The sequence below is a fragment of the Rhizobium sp. 'Codium 1' genome, assembly GCF_020889605.1.
Lineage (GTDB): Bacteria > Pseudomonadota > Alphaproteobacteria > Rhizobiales > Rhizobiaceae > Allorhizobium > Allorhizobium algae.
In genome coordinates, this window is record NZ_JAJGPW010000001.1 from 267207 (window position 1) to 282968 (window position 15762).

Genomic DNA, 15762 nt, shown 5'->3' on the forward strand with positions numbered 1-15762 from the left:
CTGTCGCCTTATATCGACCGGCAGCGGCAGGCAGCAAGCGCTGATCAAGCCGGCCGTTCATGGCTGCGGCGGATTCGCCTCACCACCCACCAGACGCCGAAGACCGCGAACGGCACCGAAATGCCGGTAATGATGGCCGTGTCGAAGGGCAGGAGATCGTGCGGGATGGCTTTGGCGGCATAACCGACGAGACCGACGACATAGTAGGAGATGGCAGCGACGGAGAGCCCTTCGACCGTCTGCTGCAGGCGCAATTGCATTTCGGCACGACTGTTCATGGCCGCAAGGAGGTCGGAATTCTGCCGTTCCAACTCCACATCGATCCAGGAGCGGACAAGGGCCGTGGCGCGCGAGAGTTTTCGCGATAGGTTCGCCTGACGTTCCTCGATCGACTGACAGGTGCGCATCGCCGGTGCCAGCCGTCTTTCCAGGAAAGCACCGAGCGTCTCGTGTCCCGGGACCGGCGTCTCGTCCAGTGTCTTGATGCGCTCGCGCACGATGCCGTCATAGGCGCGGCTGGCGCCGAAGCGATAAAGACTGAGCGCCGCGTCGGCCTCCAGCTCCGCCGCAAGCCGGGTGAGTTCCGACAGCATTTCATCAGATTCATTGCGGGCATGGGCCTTCATGCGCTGGGTGACGGCCGTCAGGCCATCCTCGATGCGGCGCATTTCCGGTGACAGCGTCTGTGCGAGCGGGAGGCCGAGCATGGCCATGGTGCGATAGGTCTCGATGTCGAGCAGGCGCTGGACGACGGCGCCGCGACCGGCTTCCGTCATGCCGCGATCAATGACGAGGATCTGCGTGAGACCATGCCCGTCCTGACGGAAGTCGGTGAGCACCGCCGCCTGACCGTTCTTGAGCTCGCTGTAGCAAAGGCTCGCCGGATCGAAGGCTGCGCGTGCGTCGGCAATCTCGGAACCATCGGGGCGCATCTCCAAGCGGATGCCGGAGATCAGCGGACCAGGCGCAATGAAGCCGTCACCGAAGGGATGGATCGGCACATCACCGCCGAAGGTCTCCGGCAGGGGGCCATCCCAGAACCAGGTGGAGAATTCCGTGTGACGCTCCCAGCGCAAGGTTCCCTGCCCCCAGGCGAGCGCGTGATAACGCCCCTGCTTGTCCGGCGGAGCCACGCCGCGGGCGCGGGACAGTTCGGAAATGGCCGCGTGATGTACGGCCGAGCCGCCATCCATCATGAAGGCGAGCTGAAAGATCACCCGGCTGGATTTCACCAGCGCATACGGCCTTGCGTGGATTTCACCGAGCGCCAATGCGCGCTCCGGCGCCATCGGAAATGCGAAATCACCCTTTGCCACGCAGCTGTCTCCCTTGGCCCGGGATCAAGCTAACAGTGCCGCGGCGCCAGCGCAAAGGCACAAACGTCACAGCCTTTGCCCATGGCTTCTTCTGCGAAAGATGAAGTGGACAATAAAATTGACCAATTGTTGCAAGGCTTGTTATGAAACGGCATGGAGAGCGTGATGACAGACGATGAAGACAGCCTGTTTTCAGGCGTGAGCCACAGCCGGACCGCAGACGAGGTGGTCCAGCAGATCGAGCTTCTGATCCTTGACGGCGTGTTGCGCGACGGGGACCGGCTGCCGGGGGAAAGGGAACTTGCCCAGTCGCTCGAGGTGTCGCGACCGATCTTGCGGGATGCGCTGAAAGAGCTGGAAAGCCGAGGGCTGCTGGTCAGCCATCATGGCGGGGGTACATTTGTCGCCGACATCATCGGTCAGGTCTTTTCCAAGCCGATCACCGACCTCATCTCGCGGCATGCGCAGGCGACGCGAGATTATCTCGAGTATCGCCGTGAGCTTGAAGGCCTGACGGCGGAGCTTGCCGCCCAGCGTGCGACGGAGACCGACAAGGCGCTTCTGTCACGCATCATCGAGGACATGCGGCGCGCCCATGCCGAGGCGCAGCCGGAGGACGAGCTGGTGGCGGATGTGGAGTTTCACAATGCCGTCGGCGAAGCCGCGCACAACATCATCCTGCTGCACACCATGCGCGCCTGCTACCGGCTTCTGTCGGAAGGCATCTTCTTCAACCGCAAGGCCGTGTTCTCGCTGCACAATGCGCGGGAAAGGCTGCTGGAACAGCATGTGGCGATCCATGATGCGATCCTGGCCGGCGATCCGGAAGCCGCCAAGGCGGCAGCCCAAGCGCATATCGACTTCGTCATGCGGGCCGCAGACGAAAGCGCGCGGGCCGGCGAATGGGGCCGGGTCGCGAAACTCCGGCTGATCCGGCGCGACGGCAGCCGCGGAACCCGCACAACAGCACCTTCCAGAACGGAGACGAAACCGTGAGCCAAGCCCAGAACCGGCCGAAGGTCGGCCTTTTCGCCACCTGTCTGGTCGATCTCTTCCGGCCGAGCGTCGGGTTTTCCTCTGCCAAGCTGATCGAAGAGGCCGGCTGTGACGTGCATGTGCCAATCGCCCAGACCTGTTGCGGTCAGCCAGCCTATAATTCCGGCGACACGAAGGACACCCGCGATCTTGCCAGGCAGGTGATCGAGCAGTTCGAGGGCTTCGATTATGTCGTCGCTCCTTCCGGCTCCTGCAGCGCCATGCTGAAGAAGCACTATCCCGATCTCTTCAAGGGTGATCCGCTTTGGGAAGAGCGCTGTCGGCGCTTCTCAGACAAGGTGTTCGAGCTCGTCTCCTTTCTCGCCGACGTGCGCGGCATGAGCCAGGTGCAGGCCCGGCTCGACAAATCGGTGACCTATCACGACAGCTGCTCGGGCCTCAGGGAACTCGGCATCGCCAAACAACCGCGTCAGTTGCTGGCGACAGTCGAGGGGCTGGAGCTGAAGGAGATGGCGGGATCCGATGTGTGTTGCGGCTTCGGCGGTACATTCTGCGTCAAATATCCCGATATCTCCGGCAAGATCGTTTCGAAGAAGACGGCGACGATCGCCGAGAGCGGGGCAGACATTCTGCTCGCCGGCGACATGGGCTGCCTGATGAACATGGCAGGCAAACTGAAGCGCGAAGGCTCAACCATTGAGGTGCGGCATGTCGCGGAAGTGCTGGCCGGCATGACCGACGGCCGGCCGATTGCCGGCAGCGGCAAGTAGAGAACACGGGAGGAGGAAGAGATGCAGTTCACCGCTCCGCAGTTCAAGGACAATGCCGCCAGGGCGCTGGCCGACCCCCAGTTGCAAAAGGCGCTCACCAATGTCGAAAAGGGTTTCATCGGCAAGCGCGCTGCCGCCGTTGCCGCCCTTCCTGAATTCGATGCGCTGCGCGACAAGGGCCGCGAGATCAAGAACCACACGCTCGCCCATCTCGACCTCTATCTCCAGGCCTATGAGAGAAAGGTGACGGAGTCGGGCGGACATGTGCATTGGGCCGAGAGTGCCGAAGATGCACGCCGGCTGGTGCTCGATATCTGCCAGCGGGTCGGGGCGAAGACCGTGACCAAGGGCAAGTCGATGATCACCGAGGAGATCAACCTCAATGATTTCCTCTTCGAGCATGCAATCGAGCCGGTCGAAACCGATCTCGGCGAATACATCATCCAGCTCCGGGGCGAGCATCCGAGCCACATCATCGCGCCGGCCGTGCATCTCAACAAGGAGCAGGTTGAGGAGGACTTCCGCCGGGTGCATACGCATCTCGACCCAGAACGCGACCTGACGGCACCGGAAACACTGTTGTCGGAAGCGCGGCAGGTGTTGCGCAAGCGCTATTTCCAGGCGGATGTCGGGATTACCGGCGCCAATTTCCTGATCGCCGAGACCGGAACCTCCGTCATCGTCACCAATGAGGGCAATGGCGACCTGACGCAGTCGCTGCCAAAGGTGCACATCGTCGTCGCCTCGATCGAGAAGCTGGTGCCGACGCTGGAGGATTGTTCGCAGATCCTGAGATTGCTCGCCCGCTCGGCGACCGGCCAGGACATCTCCGTCTATACGACCTTCTCCACCGGCCCGCGCCGCACCGAGGATCCGGACGGCCCGGAGGAGTATCACGTCATCCTGCTCGACAATGGACGCACCGCCATGCTCGGCAGCGAGTTCCAGGACATGCTCCGCTGCATCCGCTGCGGGGCCTGCATGAACCATTGCCCTGTCTACCATGCCGTCGGCGGCCATGCGTACGGCTCGGTCTATCCGGGCCCGATGGGCGCCGTTCTGACCCCGTCGCTGTTCGGTGTCGACATCTCGGGCCATCTGCCGAACGCCTCGACCTTTTGCGGACGGTGTGAAAGCGTGTGTCCCATGCATATTCCGCTGCCGAAGATGATGCGGCACTGGCGCGAGCGCGAATTCGAAAAACACCTCAATCCCGCCACCGCACGCTACGGTCTTGGTGTCTTTGCCTTCATAGCCAAGCGGCCGAGGCTCTACCGGATGGCAACCGCGATCGGCGCACGATTGCTGAACCTGATCGGCGGATCGAAGGGCCGGATCACCACCCTGCCTTTCGCCTCCGGCTGGACCAGCATCCGAGACCTTCCAGCGCCCGAGGCCCAGACCTTTGCGCAGCAATGGGCCGCGCGCCAGAAACAGGGGGCCTGAGCCATGGACAGCCGCCAAGCCATTCTTTCCCGGATCCGGACCTCGCTGAAAGTGAGCGGAGACGACGCCGAGCGCGCTGCGACCGTTGCGAGCAGGCTCGTCGAGCGCCCGCTCGGCATCATCCCCAAACGCGGGCAGTTGCCAGCCGAAGAGCGGCTCGCGCTCTTCATCGCCATGGCCGAGAAATACAATGCCACGACAGAGCGCATGTCTAGCTGTGCGACTTTGCCGGCAGCCGTTGCCGGCTATCTCAAGCAGCGGAACCTGCCCGCCGCCATCCGCATCGGCGCCGACGCGCGGCTCGCAAACCTTCCCTGGCATGCAACAAGTGCACTGGAAATCAAGCACGGGGCCTCTGACGGCAATGACCTCGTGGCCGTGAGCCATGCCTTCGGGGGCATCGCCGAGACCGGAACGCTCTGCTTGCTGTCCGGCCCGGACAATCCCGTGACGCTGAATTTTCTGCCCGATCACCACATTGTCGTGGTCCAGGCCACAGACATTGTCGGCGACATGGAGAGCCTCTGGGCGAACTTGCGGGCAGCGCAGGGTGACACCATGCCGCGAACGGTCAACATGATCACCGGACCGTCGCGTTCCGCCGATATCGAGCAGACGCTGCTGCTCGGCGCGCATGGTCCGAGGGCTCTTCATATCGTGATTGTTGGAGAGAACGAGGGGCGCCTGACCTGAGGGAGATCCTGCGGCGATCGAATCTAGCAAAGTCGCCTGTTATTGAAAATTTCGTTCAAAATTTGAAACATTCGCCCGTTTCGTGCATTATCATCTCCTCTTCTTAAGAACGAAATTTTTAACAGTGGGGATTTATGGCACTACTAACGGACCCGCATGAAACGCCGCGCATTGCGCTCGTTTCCACGCATGGCTACGTCGCCGCACACCCGCCTCTCGGTGCCGCCGATACTGGCGGTCAGGTCGTTTACGTCCTTGAACTTGCAAAGAAACTCGCCCAGCTCGGGCATAAGGTCGACATCTTCACCCGCCGGTTCGAGGACCAGCCTGAGATCGATGAGGTGGACGAGAACGTTCGCGTCGTGCGCATTCCCTGTGGCGGCCCAGACTTCATTCCGAAGGAATATCTCCACCGTCACCTGGCCGAGTGGAACGAGAAAGCCCTGCGCTGGATCAAGCGCGAAGATCTGACCTATCTTTTCATCAACAGCCATTACTGGGATGCGGGCGTCGCAGGACAAAGACTTTCGGAGGCGCTGCATGTGCCGCACATCCACACGCCGCATTCGCTGGGCATGTGGAAGAAGCGTCAGATGGAAACGGACTATCCGGAACAGGCGGACAAGTTCGAGCAGGAGTTCAATTTCAAGGAACGCATCCAGCACGAGTTGATCATCTATCGCAGCTGCCAGCTGGTCATTGCGACGACGCCGATCCAGCTGGACATGCTGACGGAAGATTACGGGCTGTCACGCAGCCGTGTGCACATGATCCCGCCTGGTTACGACGACAACCGCTTTTATCCGGTATCGTCGGCCTCGCGCAAAATGTTGCGCCAGCGTCTCGGCTTTGAAGGCACGACCATTCTCGCGCTCGGGCGGCTTGCGACCAACAAGGGCTATGATCTCCTGATCGATGGCTTCTCGGTTCTGGTCGAGCGCATGCCGGAGACACGCCTGAGACTTGCCGTGGGCGGCGAGAATATGGATCCTCATGAAGAGACGATCCTCGCCCAGCTCAAGCAGCAGGTCGCCGACCTCGGAATTTCTGACAAGGTAGAGTTTTCCGGCTTCATTGCCGACGACGACCTTCCGGACATGTATCGTGCGGCCGACCTCTTCGTGCTGTCGAGCCGATACGAGCCTTTCGGCATGACAGCAATTGAGGCCATGGCAAGCGGTACCCCCACGATCGTTACGATCCACGGCGGGCTGTACCGCGCCATCAGCTATGGCCGCCATGCCCTCTTCGCCGACACGTTCGACAAGTATGATCTCGGCATCACGATGATGAAGCCGCTAAAGCATGCGCGTCTCTACGGTCGGCTGTCGCGCATGGGTGCCCACAAGGCGCGCAGCCTCTTCACCTGGACCGGAATCGCCCAGCAACTCGTGGCACTTGTCGAAGGCCGCCCGGTGGCGCAAGCTCTTGAAGAAAGCGACTGGGCCGAACCATGGAACGACGGGGATTGAAACCGATACGCCTGTTCTCCTCCGATCTGGACGGAACGCTGGCGGGTGACCGCGATGCGTCACAGGAATTCGCGCAGCTGTGGCAGTCCCTGCCCGACGGCGAGCGGCCGCTGCTCGTCTACAATAGCGGCCGCCTGATCGAGGACATCATCGAATTCACGGCGCAAGAGGGGTTGCCGCCAGCCGATTTCCTGATCGGCGGCGTCGGCACCATGGTGCATTCGGAGAGCCATCCGCATCTGACCGCGGAGTATCAGACGCTGATTGGCGAAGGCTTCGACGTGGACCTGATCGAGGCGGAACTGGTGATGATGGAGCGCCTCAAGCGGCAGCCGGCGCAATACCAGCACGACTATAAATCTAGCTGGTACCTGCATGACGCGACAATCGAAGACATCCAGGAGCTGGAACAGCTTCTCGCCGGGTCGGGACACCGCGCCCGGATCATCTATTCGAGTGGGCGGGATCTGGACGTGTTGCCGGAGGTCGCCGACAAGGGCCAGGCGCTCAGCTGGCTCTGCCAGACCCTTGCGATAGATCTCGACGAGGTGGTGGTGGCCGGTGACACCGGCAATGACCGGGCAATGTTCGAACTGGATGCCGTACGCGGGATTTTGCCGGGCAATGCACTTCCGGAACTCGCCAGCCTCGCGCAAACAAGGCCTGAGACAATCATCGCCACCGGAGGCATCGCCGCCCGGGGCGTGATCGAGGGGCTCACGAGATTTGGCGTGTTTGCGCCATCCGAACCGGCTTGAATGTCGGAAAAAGCGACTTCTGGGCACAGAATGTCGCATTGTAATGAACGCCTCGGGCCCGCACCTGATAGGCAAGCAATAACCATCGCGTGAAAAGTGCCTGAACGCTTTAACATCACGCGTATCATGACAGCATTTTGGCGTATTCTAATCAACGAATCGAGGTGACAACTCCTTGGGTATCATTGGCCGCATCACATCCGACCTCAGGCTCATGCTGCAGCGTCCGCCGCGACAGCAATTCGCTGCGATCTGCCATCGCACGAAGAAGAAGACGGGCGATCTGGAGGTCCTGCTGATCACGAGCCGGGATACGGGCCGCTGGGTCATTCCCAAGGGGTGGCACATGCAGGGCAAGCAGCCCCATGCCATTGCCGAGCGGGAAGCCTTCGAGGAGGCCGGCATCAAGGGCAAGGCGACGTCGGAGCCAATCGGCTTCTACACCTACATGAAAAAGATGCGTGGCGGGCACAAGGTCGCGACCCGGGTCCAGGTTCATGCACTCGAGGTCAAGGGCGCCGCAAAAGAGTTTCCGGAGAAAGGCGTGCGCCGGCTGGAATGGGTCAGTTGCGACGAAGCTGCTGCTCGCGTCGAGGAGCCCGAATTGAAATCGCTGCTCGCCGACTTTGCCAAAATGTCACAATCCGCCGCCCCTTCGATAAAAAAGGCTGCAGAACGCGCCTGAATATGACCGTCACAAAACTGTCATATTGCAGCCCGACCCCTTTATCGCTAGGGCCTTTTGCGACCCGATGAATTTTGTCGCGCGCGGCCAGTGGCCCACGGCTTAGCCTTCATCATCAATCGCTAGACTGCAGACCGAGGATCCGGACACGGAAGCCTCGTCCGGAGACACCCAGCATGGGCAAGACAAAGCCGAAACTCGTCAAGCCGACCCTCGACAAGGATCTCGACAAGATCGCCCATGTCGAGGAAGCGGCACATTACGTCTCGCGCGGATTCGCGCCCCTCGGGATCGCGCTGATCTTCCTGGTGCTTGCAACCCTGCTGGCTGGTGCGCTTGCCATGGATCGCCCGGGGGCCTGGATCATCGTGGCGGCGGCCGCGATCGGCGCCTACATGGCGATGAACATCGGCGCAAACGACGTCACCAACAATGTCGGCCCCGCTGTCGGCTCGCGCGCCATGACCATGGGCGTCGCGCTGGCGATTGCCGTGGTGTTCGAAACTGCGGGCGCGATGATCGCCGGTGGCGATGTCGTGTCCACGATTTCCCGCGGTATTGTCGATCCGGGCAAGATGCCGAATGCGGACGTCTTCATCTGGGCGATGATGGCTTCGCTGCTCTCGTCGGCGCTCTGGGTCAATCTCGCGACCTGGATAGGCGCGCCGGTCTCGACGACCCATGCGGTTGTCGGCGGCGTGCTCGGCGCAGGGATCGCTGCCGCCGGCATGTCGGCCATCGACTGGGGTGTCATGGGTGGTATTGCCGCGAGCTGGGTCATTTCGCCCGTGCTCGGAGGCGTCATTGCCGCGCTCTTCCTTGCCTTCATCAAGGAATTCATCATCTACCGCGAAGAAAAGATCGCGGCGGCGCGGCGCTGGGTGCCGGTCCTGATCGGCATCATGTCCGGTTCCTTCCTCGCCTATCTCGCGCTCAAGGGCCTGAACAAGGTTGTTTCCGTCAGCCTCATGCAGGCCTGCCTGATTGGTCTCGGTTTCGGGCTCCTGTCCTGGTGGCTGAGCGTGCCCTTGATCCGGCGGCAGTCGCGCGGGCTCGAAAACCGCAACCAATCCCTGCGAAAGCTCTTTCAGCTTCCGCTGATCTTTGCAGCCGCCCTCCTCTCCTTCGCGCATGGCGCCAATGACGTGGCCAATGCGATCGGGCCGCTATCGGCCATCGTGCACGCCGCGCAGGACCACGAAATCTCGGGGCAGGTTACCGTGCCGCTTTGGGTCATGGTCATCGGCGCTGTCGGCATTTCGCTCGGTCTTCTGCTCTTTGGGCCCCGCCTGATCCGTCTCGTCGGCGAGCAGATCACCAAACTCAACCCGATGCGCGCCTTCTGTGTCTCGCTTTCGGCTGCCATCACCGTCATCGTCGCCTCGGCGCTCGGTCTGCCGGTGAGCTCGACGCATATCGCGGTCGGCGCCGTCTTCGGCGTTGGCTTCTTCCGCGAATGGTACACCCGCAACTCCAAGCGGCGCATGGCCTACATGCGCAACAAGGCCGAACGCTTCGAGATCGAAGCAAAGCCCGAACGCAATCCGGAAGAGATCCGCCGCCGCTACCTCGTGCGTCGGTCGCATTTCATGACGATCGTCGCGGCCTGGATCATCACCGTTCCTGCCTCGGCCGGGCTTGCAGCCGTCTTGTATTGGGCTATGTCTCACCTGGCTCTTTGATCCCGGAGACTAGACGTCCATGCGTGCCAATTATCGAATGCAACGGCTGTACGTGACCGCCGACCTGACGTTGAACCAGCCCTTCGAGGCAACGGCGGAGCAGTTCAACTACCTCGCCAATGTGCTGCGCTTCGAAGACGGGGCGGAGCTTCTCGTCTTCAACGGCCGGCATGGCGAGTGGAAAGCTTCGGTGCATTTCCCATCGCGCAAGAAGATCCTGCTGACCCCGAAGGAGGAGACGCGTCCGCAGCCTGCCGATTGCGACCTGCATTTCCTCTTTGCGCCGCTCAAGGTGGGGCGGATGGATTATCTGGTGCAAAAGGCGGTCGAAATGGGTGCGGGTACCCTGCAGCCGGTCATGACCCAGCATGTCCAGGGCAAGATCGGCAGCGTCGAGAGATTGCAGGCCAATGCCGTGGAGGCAGCGGAGCAATGCGGCATCCTCGCGATTCCCAAGGTCGCCGAGCCTCAGAAACTGCGCGACCTGCTCGACCGCTGGCAAACGGACCGGCGCATCATCTATTGCGACGAGGATAGTGCCACCCAGAATCCCCTTCCCGCCCTGTCCCGCATCGAGGAAAGATCACTGGCGCTGCTGGTCGGGCCGGAAGGTGGCTTCTCGGAAGAAGAACGCCAGCTCTTGCGCTCCCTGCCTTTCGTCACAGCCATTCCGCTCGGCCCGCGCATCCTGCGCGCCGACACGGCGGCCGTTGCCGCAATGGCTGTCGTGCAGGCTGCCATCGGCGACTGGCGATAGTGTTTGCAGCGCGTTGCTGGTTCCGGTTTTTTGAGCCGAGCTTGAGAGAATTTCACTTGCGCGGCACATAAATCCGGTTCAATCAGCCTCGGTACCGGGCTCCAGACGTGCCCACCGGCGATGACCACCAAGGTAGCTTTCATGGCTCGTGATACCACTGACCAGACCCCTCTCGGCACGCTCGACGACATGGCGGCCTACATGGCCGCAGGGTCGAAGCCGAAGGAGCAATTCCGGATCGGCACCGAACATGAGAAGTTCGCCTTCTTCCGCGCAGACAACAGCCCGGTTCCCTATCATGGCGAAGCCAGCATTTCGGCACTCCTGAAGGGCATGCAGTCCAAGCTCGGCTGGGAGCCGATCATGGACGGCGACAACATCATCGGGCTTGGCGAACAGCACGGTCTGGGCGCCATCTCGATCGAGCCGGGTGGCCAGTTCGAACTCTCAGGCGCGCCGGTAGAAACGCTGCACCAGACCTGCAAGGAATCGAACCAGCATCTCGCCGTGCTGCGCGACGTGGCAGAGCCCATGGGCATCCGCTTCCTCGGTATCGGTGGCAGCCCGAAATGGTCGCTGGCCGAGACACCGCGCATGCCGAAGTCGCGCTACGAAATCATGACCCGTTACATGCCAAAGGTCGGGACCCAGGGTCTCGACATGATGTATCGGACCTGCACGATCCAGGTGAACCTCGACTTCGCCTCGGAAGCCGACATGCGCCAGAAAATGCGGGTGTCGATGAAGCTGCAGCCGCTGGCGACCGCGCTCTTCGCATCCTCGCCGTTCACCGAAGGCAAGCCGAACGGTCTCGTCTCCTGGCGGGGCAATATCTGGCGCGATACCGACAACCAGCGTGCCGGCGTGCTGCCTTTCACGTTCTCGAAGGATTTTTCCTTCGGCGACTATGTCGCCTGGGCCATCGATGCGCCGATGTATTTCATCGTGCGTGACGGGCGCTATCACGACTGTACCCACATTACCTTCCGCCAGTTCATGAATGGCGCGCTCAAGGGCGAAGTCGCCGACTGGGCGCCGGAGCTGGGCGATTGGACCAATCATCTTTCCACACTCTTCCCGGACGTACGGCTCAAGCGCTTTCTCGAGATGCGCGGCGCAGACGGCGGTCCCTGGCGGCGCATCTGCGCGCTGCCTGCGCTGTGGGTCGGCCTCCTCTATGACGAGACAGCACTCGCCGCTGCGGACGAACTGACTGCGAACTGGACGGTCGAGGACGTCGTCGCCATGCGCGACGCGGTTCCGGCCCAGGGGCTGAAGGCTTCGGTTGCCGGGCGTCCGCTGATGGAGGTCGCCCGCGAGGTCGTCGAACTCTCGCGTTCCGGCCTCAAGGCGCGGGATCGGCAGAATTCCGAAGGCCAGGACGAGAGCGTCTTCCTCAACACGCTGGACGAGGTGCTCGCCAAGCGCACGACGCTGGCGGACGACATGCTGGCGCTGTATCACGGCCGCTGGAACGGCTCCGTGGAACCGGTCTTCGAGGACTATCAGTACTAAAGGCATCAAGCGCCGCAGCGGCATAGGTTTGCACAAGCCGGCAAAAAGCGGTTTGCCTCGCGGCCTTTCCGGATATAGTGCTGAATCAGCTGCACTAATCCGAGGAGATTGCCATGCTGCCACTGTTCGACATGATGATGCAGGCGCAGAACGGCATGGCCGTGGATGCCATGGCCAAGCAGTATGGCCTGGCACAGGAACAGGCCGCCAAGGCGGTCGCCGCGCTGATGCCGGCCTTTGCATCCGGCTTCAAGCGCAATACGACCAATCCTTACGACTTCTCCGCCCTGCTCCAGGCGATGACCTCAGGCAGCTATGCCAAGTATTTCGAAGACATGAGCTCGGCCTTTACGCCGCAGGGCATAGCCGATGGCAACCAGGTGCTGCAGCAGCTCTTCGGCTCCAAGGAAGTCTCGCGCGCGATCGCCGCACAGGCCGCACAGCTTTCGGGCATCGGCCAGGACATTCTCAAGCAGATGATGCCTGCCATGGCCGACACGTTGATGGGCGGGCTGTTCAAGCAGACGACGGGGCAGTTCCCGGGCGCCAACGCCTTTGCCGGAACGCCGATGGCGGCGATGATGCAGCAATGGCTGGAAAGCACCGGCATGCAGCCTAAACCGCAGGCCCAGGCCGCGACGATGTTCGACAACCCGTTCACGCGTGCCTTCCAGGATATGATGGGCGGACAGAAGAAGCCGGACCCGCAGGCCGCTGCCAATCCCTTCCTCGACAATCCGTTCACAAAGGCGTTCCAGGACATGGCGGCTGCCTATTCGGCGCAAGTGACCGGCCAGCCGGCGGAAGCGCCAAAGGCCCCACAGGAGCCGGCAAAGACGTCGGAAAAAGACACGCAGGAAGGTTTCGCTGCGATGATGAACACCATGTTCGACAGCGGGCTCGAAGTGCAGAAGAGCTACCAGAAGAGCATGGAACAGATCTTCGACACCTATCGCACCACCTCTCCCAAGGACGCACAGAAGCCTTCGGCGCCAGAGCCTGACAGCAAGGGCTGAGAGGTCCACCTTTTGCAGAAACGAAAAACGGCGCGGTCTCCCGCGCCGTTTTCGCGTTCAGGAACGGCTCTGGCTCAGAACTCTTCCCACTCGCCATCGGACTTGTTGTCCTTGGCCTGGGTCAGCTTTGCGCCGAGACCGATGGAGATCTTGTCCATCAGGGAGCGCGCCGGCGAGATGACCGCGCGGCTGCCGGCTTCGGCCGGGGCGACTTTCGGCTTCAGGAAGGAGCGCGTGGCCGGCTTTGCAGCGGCCGGTGCGGGCTGGGAGACCGACGGTTGGGCCGGACGGCTGAAGCCCGTGTCGAGTTGATCGGCGAAGCGGTTCTGCAAGGTGGAGGCACCCGCCTCGACCGTGAACTGGCCGACGAGACCCGACAGCATTTCAGCGTCCCGGGTCAGGCCAGCCATTTCCGTGTTCGTCTGTTCGGCGGCACGGGCGTTCTGCTGGGTCACGTTCTCCATGCGGGCGACCGCATCGTTGATCTCGTTCAGGCTTGCGGATTGCTGTTTCGACGTGGAGGCGATCGAATGGATATGGTCGCCGATTTGCACCACCTGTCCGGCGATGGAGGAAAGCACCGTTCCCGTTTCGCGAACGAGGCCGACGCCGTTTGAAACTTCCTGGCCGGACTTGGTGATCAGGGCCTTGATATCCTTTGCAGCAGTCGCCGAGCGCTGGGCAAGTTCACGCACTTCCTGGGCAACAACGGCGAAACCCTTGCCGGCCTCACCGGCACGGGCTGCCTCGACACCGGCATTCAGCGCCAGAAGGTTGGTCTGGAAGGCGATCTCGTCAATCACGTTGATGATCTTGGAAATCTCGCTCGAGGCCTGCTCGATGCGGCTCATCGCATCGATCGCGCCCCCGACGATCTCGCCGGAGCGATCCGAATTGGTGCGGGCCTCACGTGCGAGGGTCGATGCATTTTCCGCGCGCTCCGACGAATGGCGGATCGCCTCCATGATCTGACGGATCGCCGTGGAGGTCTCGACCAATGCGGCGGCCTGCTGTTCCGTGCGGTTGCTGAGATCGGCGGTGGCGGAGCTGACGGCGCCGCTCTTGCGATTGATCTCTGCGACATTGCCGTGAACGGAGGCGACCGTGGCCGACAGGCGTTCCAGCGAGGTGTTGAAGTCGAGGCGCAGGCGATCGAGATTGCCGACGAGCGGCTTGCGGATCGTTGCGGTCAAATCACCATTGGCGAGCGACTGGAGGCCTGTACCGAGCACCTCGATCGCCTCGGTGAGTTCGGCCTGGGCTGCGGCCCGCTCGGCCTCGCGCTGATGGCGTTCGCTTTCGGTTGCCGAACGTCGGCTTTCATTCTCCGTCTCCAGCGCGCGCTTGTCGATTTCGGCCTGGCGGAAGACGGCAACGGAGCGCGCCATGTCGCCGATTTCGTCCGAACGGTCTATGCCCTTGAGATCGATATTCGTCCGGCCGTCCGCCAGCTGTCCCATTGAGGTCACAAGTTCGGAGATCGGCCGGGTCAGGCTGCGCGAGAAGACCAAAGCGACCAGCGAGCCGACCAGCACCAGGATGGCGCCCATACCGACCGATTTCAGGCCGGCCGATACGAGTTGTGCCGTGATTTCATCTTCGCCGATCAATGCGACGACGGCCCAGCGGACATCGCCGAAATCGAGCGGCACCAGCGCAGCATGGCTCGTCATGCCACGATAGCCTTCAAGCTCGCCGCTTGCATCCTGTCCGCTCATCGCTGCTGCGAGAACCGGTGCGCTTAGGTTCACCTTGAGGCTATCCATGTCGGCGGTGCGCGGGCTGTCGGAAACGAGCATGCCCGCCCTGTCGACCAGCACGGTTTCACCGGTCGCGCCGAGACCTCGCGTATTGGCGAAGATGCCGTTCAGCTGATCATTGGGCAATTGATAAGCGAGCACGCCAAGCTTGCGCTCGTTCATGATGATCGGAACGGCGATGAAAGCAGCGGGCTCTCCAGCCAGGGGCTCGTAGGCTTCAAATTCCGAACTGGCAAACAGGTTCGGATCATCACTCCCGATAGCCTTCACGAACACCTTGGCGAGGCCGGTATCCTTGTAGGGGCCACTGAGCAGGTTGGTCCCGAAGTCGCGCTTCTTCTGAACCGTGTAGACGACATTGCCGTCAACATCGATCAGGAAGATGTCGTAGTAGCCCTGAGCCTGTAGGTGCTTGAGGAAGGTGGTGTGCCCCTGACGATGGGCGCGGTCGTAGCTATCCTTCTTGGCGCTGTCGAGGTTGTATTTTTCGCCGACCGGATTGGGATTGTCGTCGATGTAGCGCTTCTGGAGCTCGGCCGCCGGGTTGTCGCCGAGCTTTGGCCAGGCCCCCGTGATGCCGAACAGTGCCTGCTGGGTCATCATGTCGGACGCGGTCGCGCGAGCATCGAGCTGGATGGCTTCGAGGAAACGACGCGCCTCGTTGCGGCGACCATCCGCGGTCGCCTCCAGTTGCTGATACACCTGCTCGTCGAGGATGCGGCTCTGCTGCACGAGGCCGATCGCCACGGAGGCACTCAGAATTACGAGAGCGAACAGCGTCGCGGCCAAAGGCAGCTTCGTCGATATACGCATGAGGGGTCTCCAGATAGGTAGCACGTCAGGCAGTTCATGGCTGACATACGCCCGTTAGCAACAGGTTACTTCCCGCCACTTTT

The 15762-nt window shown here is 61.9% G+C and carries 13 protein-coding genes; 11 read left to right on the forward strand and 2 right to left on the reverse strand.

Features of this window, described 5'->3' with window-relative positions:
* Window positions 1–44: 44 nt before the first annotated feature.
* Window positions 45–1316, reverse strand: a complete 1272-nt coding sequence (locus LJE98_RS01300; protein WP_229572918.1) for a DUF3422 family protein — start codon at window positions 1314–1316, stop codon at window positions 45–47.
* A 165-nt stretch (window positions 1317–1481) separates the two neighbouring features.
* Between LJE98_RS01300 and LJE98_RS01305 the strand changes: the two genes are divergently transcribed.
* The 11 genes from LJE98_RS01305 to LJE98_RS01355 all read left to right on the forward strand — a co-directional run bounded on the left by LJE98_RS01305 (window position 1482) and on the right by LJE98_RS01355 (window position 13106).
* Window positions 1482–2312, forward strand: a complete 831-nt coding sequence (locus tag LJE98_RS01305) for a FadR/GntR family transcriptional regulator (protein WP_229572919.1) — start codon at window positions 1482–1484, stop codon at window positions 2310–2312.
* A complete protein-coding gene (locus LJE98_RS01310; protein WP_229572920.1) occupies window positions 2309–3082 on the forward strand; it encodes a (Fe-S)-binding protein in 774 nt (257 codons plus the stop codon). Before LJE98_RS01305 ends, LJE98_RS01310 begins: the two co-directional genes overlap by 4 nt.
* A gap of 21 nt (window positions 3083–3103) precedes the next feature.
* Entirely contained in the window at window positions 3104–4528 is a 1425-nt protein-coding gene (locus tag LJE98_RS01315; RefSeq protein ID WP_229572921.1) for a LutB/LldF family L-lactate oxidation iron-sulfur protein, read from the forward strand.
* Window positions 4529–4531: 3 nt separating this feature from the next.
* Window positions 4532–5221 (forward strand): LutC/YkgG family protein, encoded by a 690-nt coding sequence (locus tag LJE98_RS01320; protein WP_229572922.1) that lies wholly within the window; start codon window positions 4532–4534, stop codon window positions 5219–5221.
* Window positions 5222–5355: 134 nt separating this feature from the next.
* Window positions 5356–6693 carry a glycosyltransferase family 4 protein gene (locus LJE98_RS01325; RefSeq protein WP_229572923.1) on the forward strand — a complete coding sequence of 446 codons (1338 nt, stop codon included), beginning with the start codon at window positions 5356–5358 and terminating at the stop codon, window positions 6691–6693.
* Entirely contained in the window at window positions 6690–7451 is a 762-nt protein-coding gene (locus tag LJE98_RS01330; protein WP_229572924.1) for an HAD-IIB family hydrolase, read from the forward strand. The genes LJE98_RS01325 and LJE98_RS01330 overlap by 4 nt, the downstream gene beginning before the upstream one ends.
* Window positions 7452–7626: 175 nt before the next feature.
* Entirely contained in the window at window positions 7627–8136 is a 510-nt protein-coding gene (locus LJE98_RS01335) for an NUDIX hydrolase (protein WP_229572925.1), read from the forward strand.
* Between the two features lie 176 nt (window positions 8137–8312).
* The gene (locus tag LJE98_RS01340; protein ID WP_229572926.1) at window positions 8313–9818 is read left to right on the forward strand and encodes an inorganic phosphate transporter; all 1506 of its coding nucleotides are present in this window, start codon (window positions 8313–8315) and stop codon (window positions 9816–9818) included.
* 19 nt (window positions 9819–9837) lie between these two features.
* The gene (locus LJE98_RS01345) at window positions 9838–10575 is read left to right on the forward strand and encodes a 16S rRNA (uracil(1498)-N(3))-methyltransferase (RefSeq protein ID WP_229572927.1); all 738 of its coding nucleotides are present in this window, start codon (window positions 9838–9840) and stop codon (window positions 10573–10575) included.
* Window positions 10576–10716: 141 nt separating this feature from the next.
* Window positions 10717–12090 carry a glutamate--cysteine ligase gene (locus tag LJE98_RS01350; RefSeq protein WP_229572928.1) on the forward strand — a complete coding sequence of 458 codons (1374 nt, stop codon included), beginning with the start codon at window positions 10717–10719 and terminating at the stop codon, window positions 12088–12090.
* 113 nt (window positions 12091–12203) lie between these two features.
* Window positions 12204–13106, forward strand: coding sequence for a DUF937 domain-containing protein (locus LJE98_RS01355; protein WP_229572929.1), 903 nt, complete (start codon window positions 12204–12206; stop codon window positions 13104–13106).
* A gap of 74 nt (window positions 13107–13180) precedes the next feature.
* On the opposite strand, the gene LJE98_RS01360 is transcribed toward LJE98_RS01355, so the two are convergent.
* The gene (locus LJE98_RS01360) at window positions 13181–15679 is read right to left on the reverse strand and encodes a methyl-accepting chemotaxis protein (RefSeq protein ID WP_229572930.1); all 2499 of its coding nucleotides are present in this window, start codon (window positions 15677–15679) and stop codon (window positions 13181–13183) included.
* Window positions 15680–15762: the final 83 nt, after the last annotated feature.

Coding starts and splice junctions, on each gene's coding strand:
- LJE98_RS01305 (WP_229572919.1), top strand. CDS start 1,482: ATGACAGACGATGAAGACAGCCTGTTTTCAGGCGTGAGCCACAGCCGG.
- LJE98_RS01315 (WP_229572921.1), top strand. CDS start 3,104: ATGCAGTTCACCGCTCCGCAGTTCAAGGACAATGCCGCCAGGGCGCTG.
- LJE98_RS01320 (WP_229572922.1), top strand. CDS start 4,532: ATGGACAGCCGCCAAGCCATTCTTTCCCGGATCCGGACCTCGCTGAAA.
- LJE98_RS01325 (WP_229572923.1), top strand. CDS start 5,356: ATGGCACTACTAACGGACCCGCATGAAACGCCGCGCATTGCGCTCGTT.
- LJE98_RS01340 (WP_229572926.1), top strand. CDS start 8,313: ATGGGCAAGACAAAGCCGAAACTCGTCAAGCCGACCCTCGACAAGGAT.
- LJE98_RS01345 (WP_229572927.1), top strand. CDS start 9,838: ATGCGTGCCAATTATCGAATGCAACGGCTGTACGTGACCGCCGACCTG.
- LJE98_RS01350 (WP_229572928.1), top strand. CDS start 10,717: ATGGCTCGTGATACCACTGACCAGACCCCTCTCGGCACGCTCGACGAC.
- LJE98_RS01355 (WP_229572929.1), top strand. CDS start 12,204: ATGCTGCCACTGTTCGACATGATGATGCAGGCGCAGAACGGCATGGCC.
- LJE98_RS01360 (WP_229572930.1), bottom strand. CDS start 15,679: ATGCGTATATCGACGAAGCTGCCTTTGGCCGCGACGCTGTTCGCTCTC.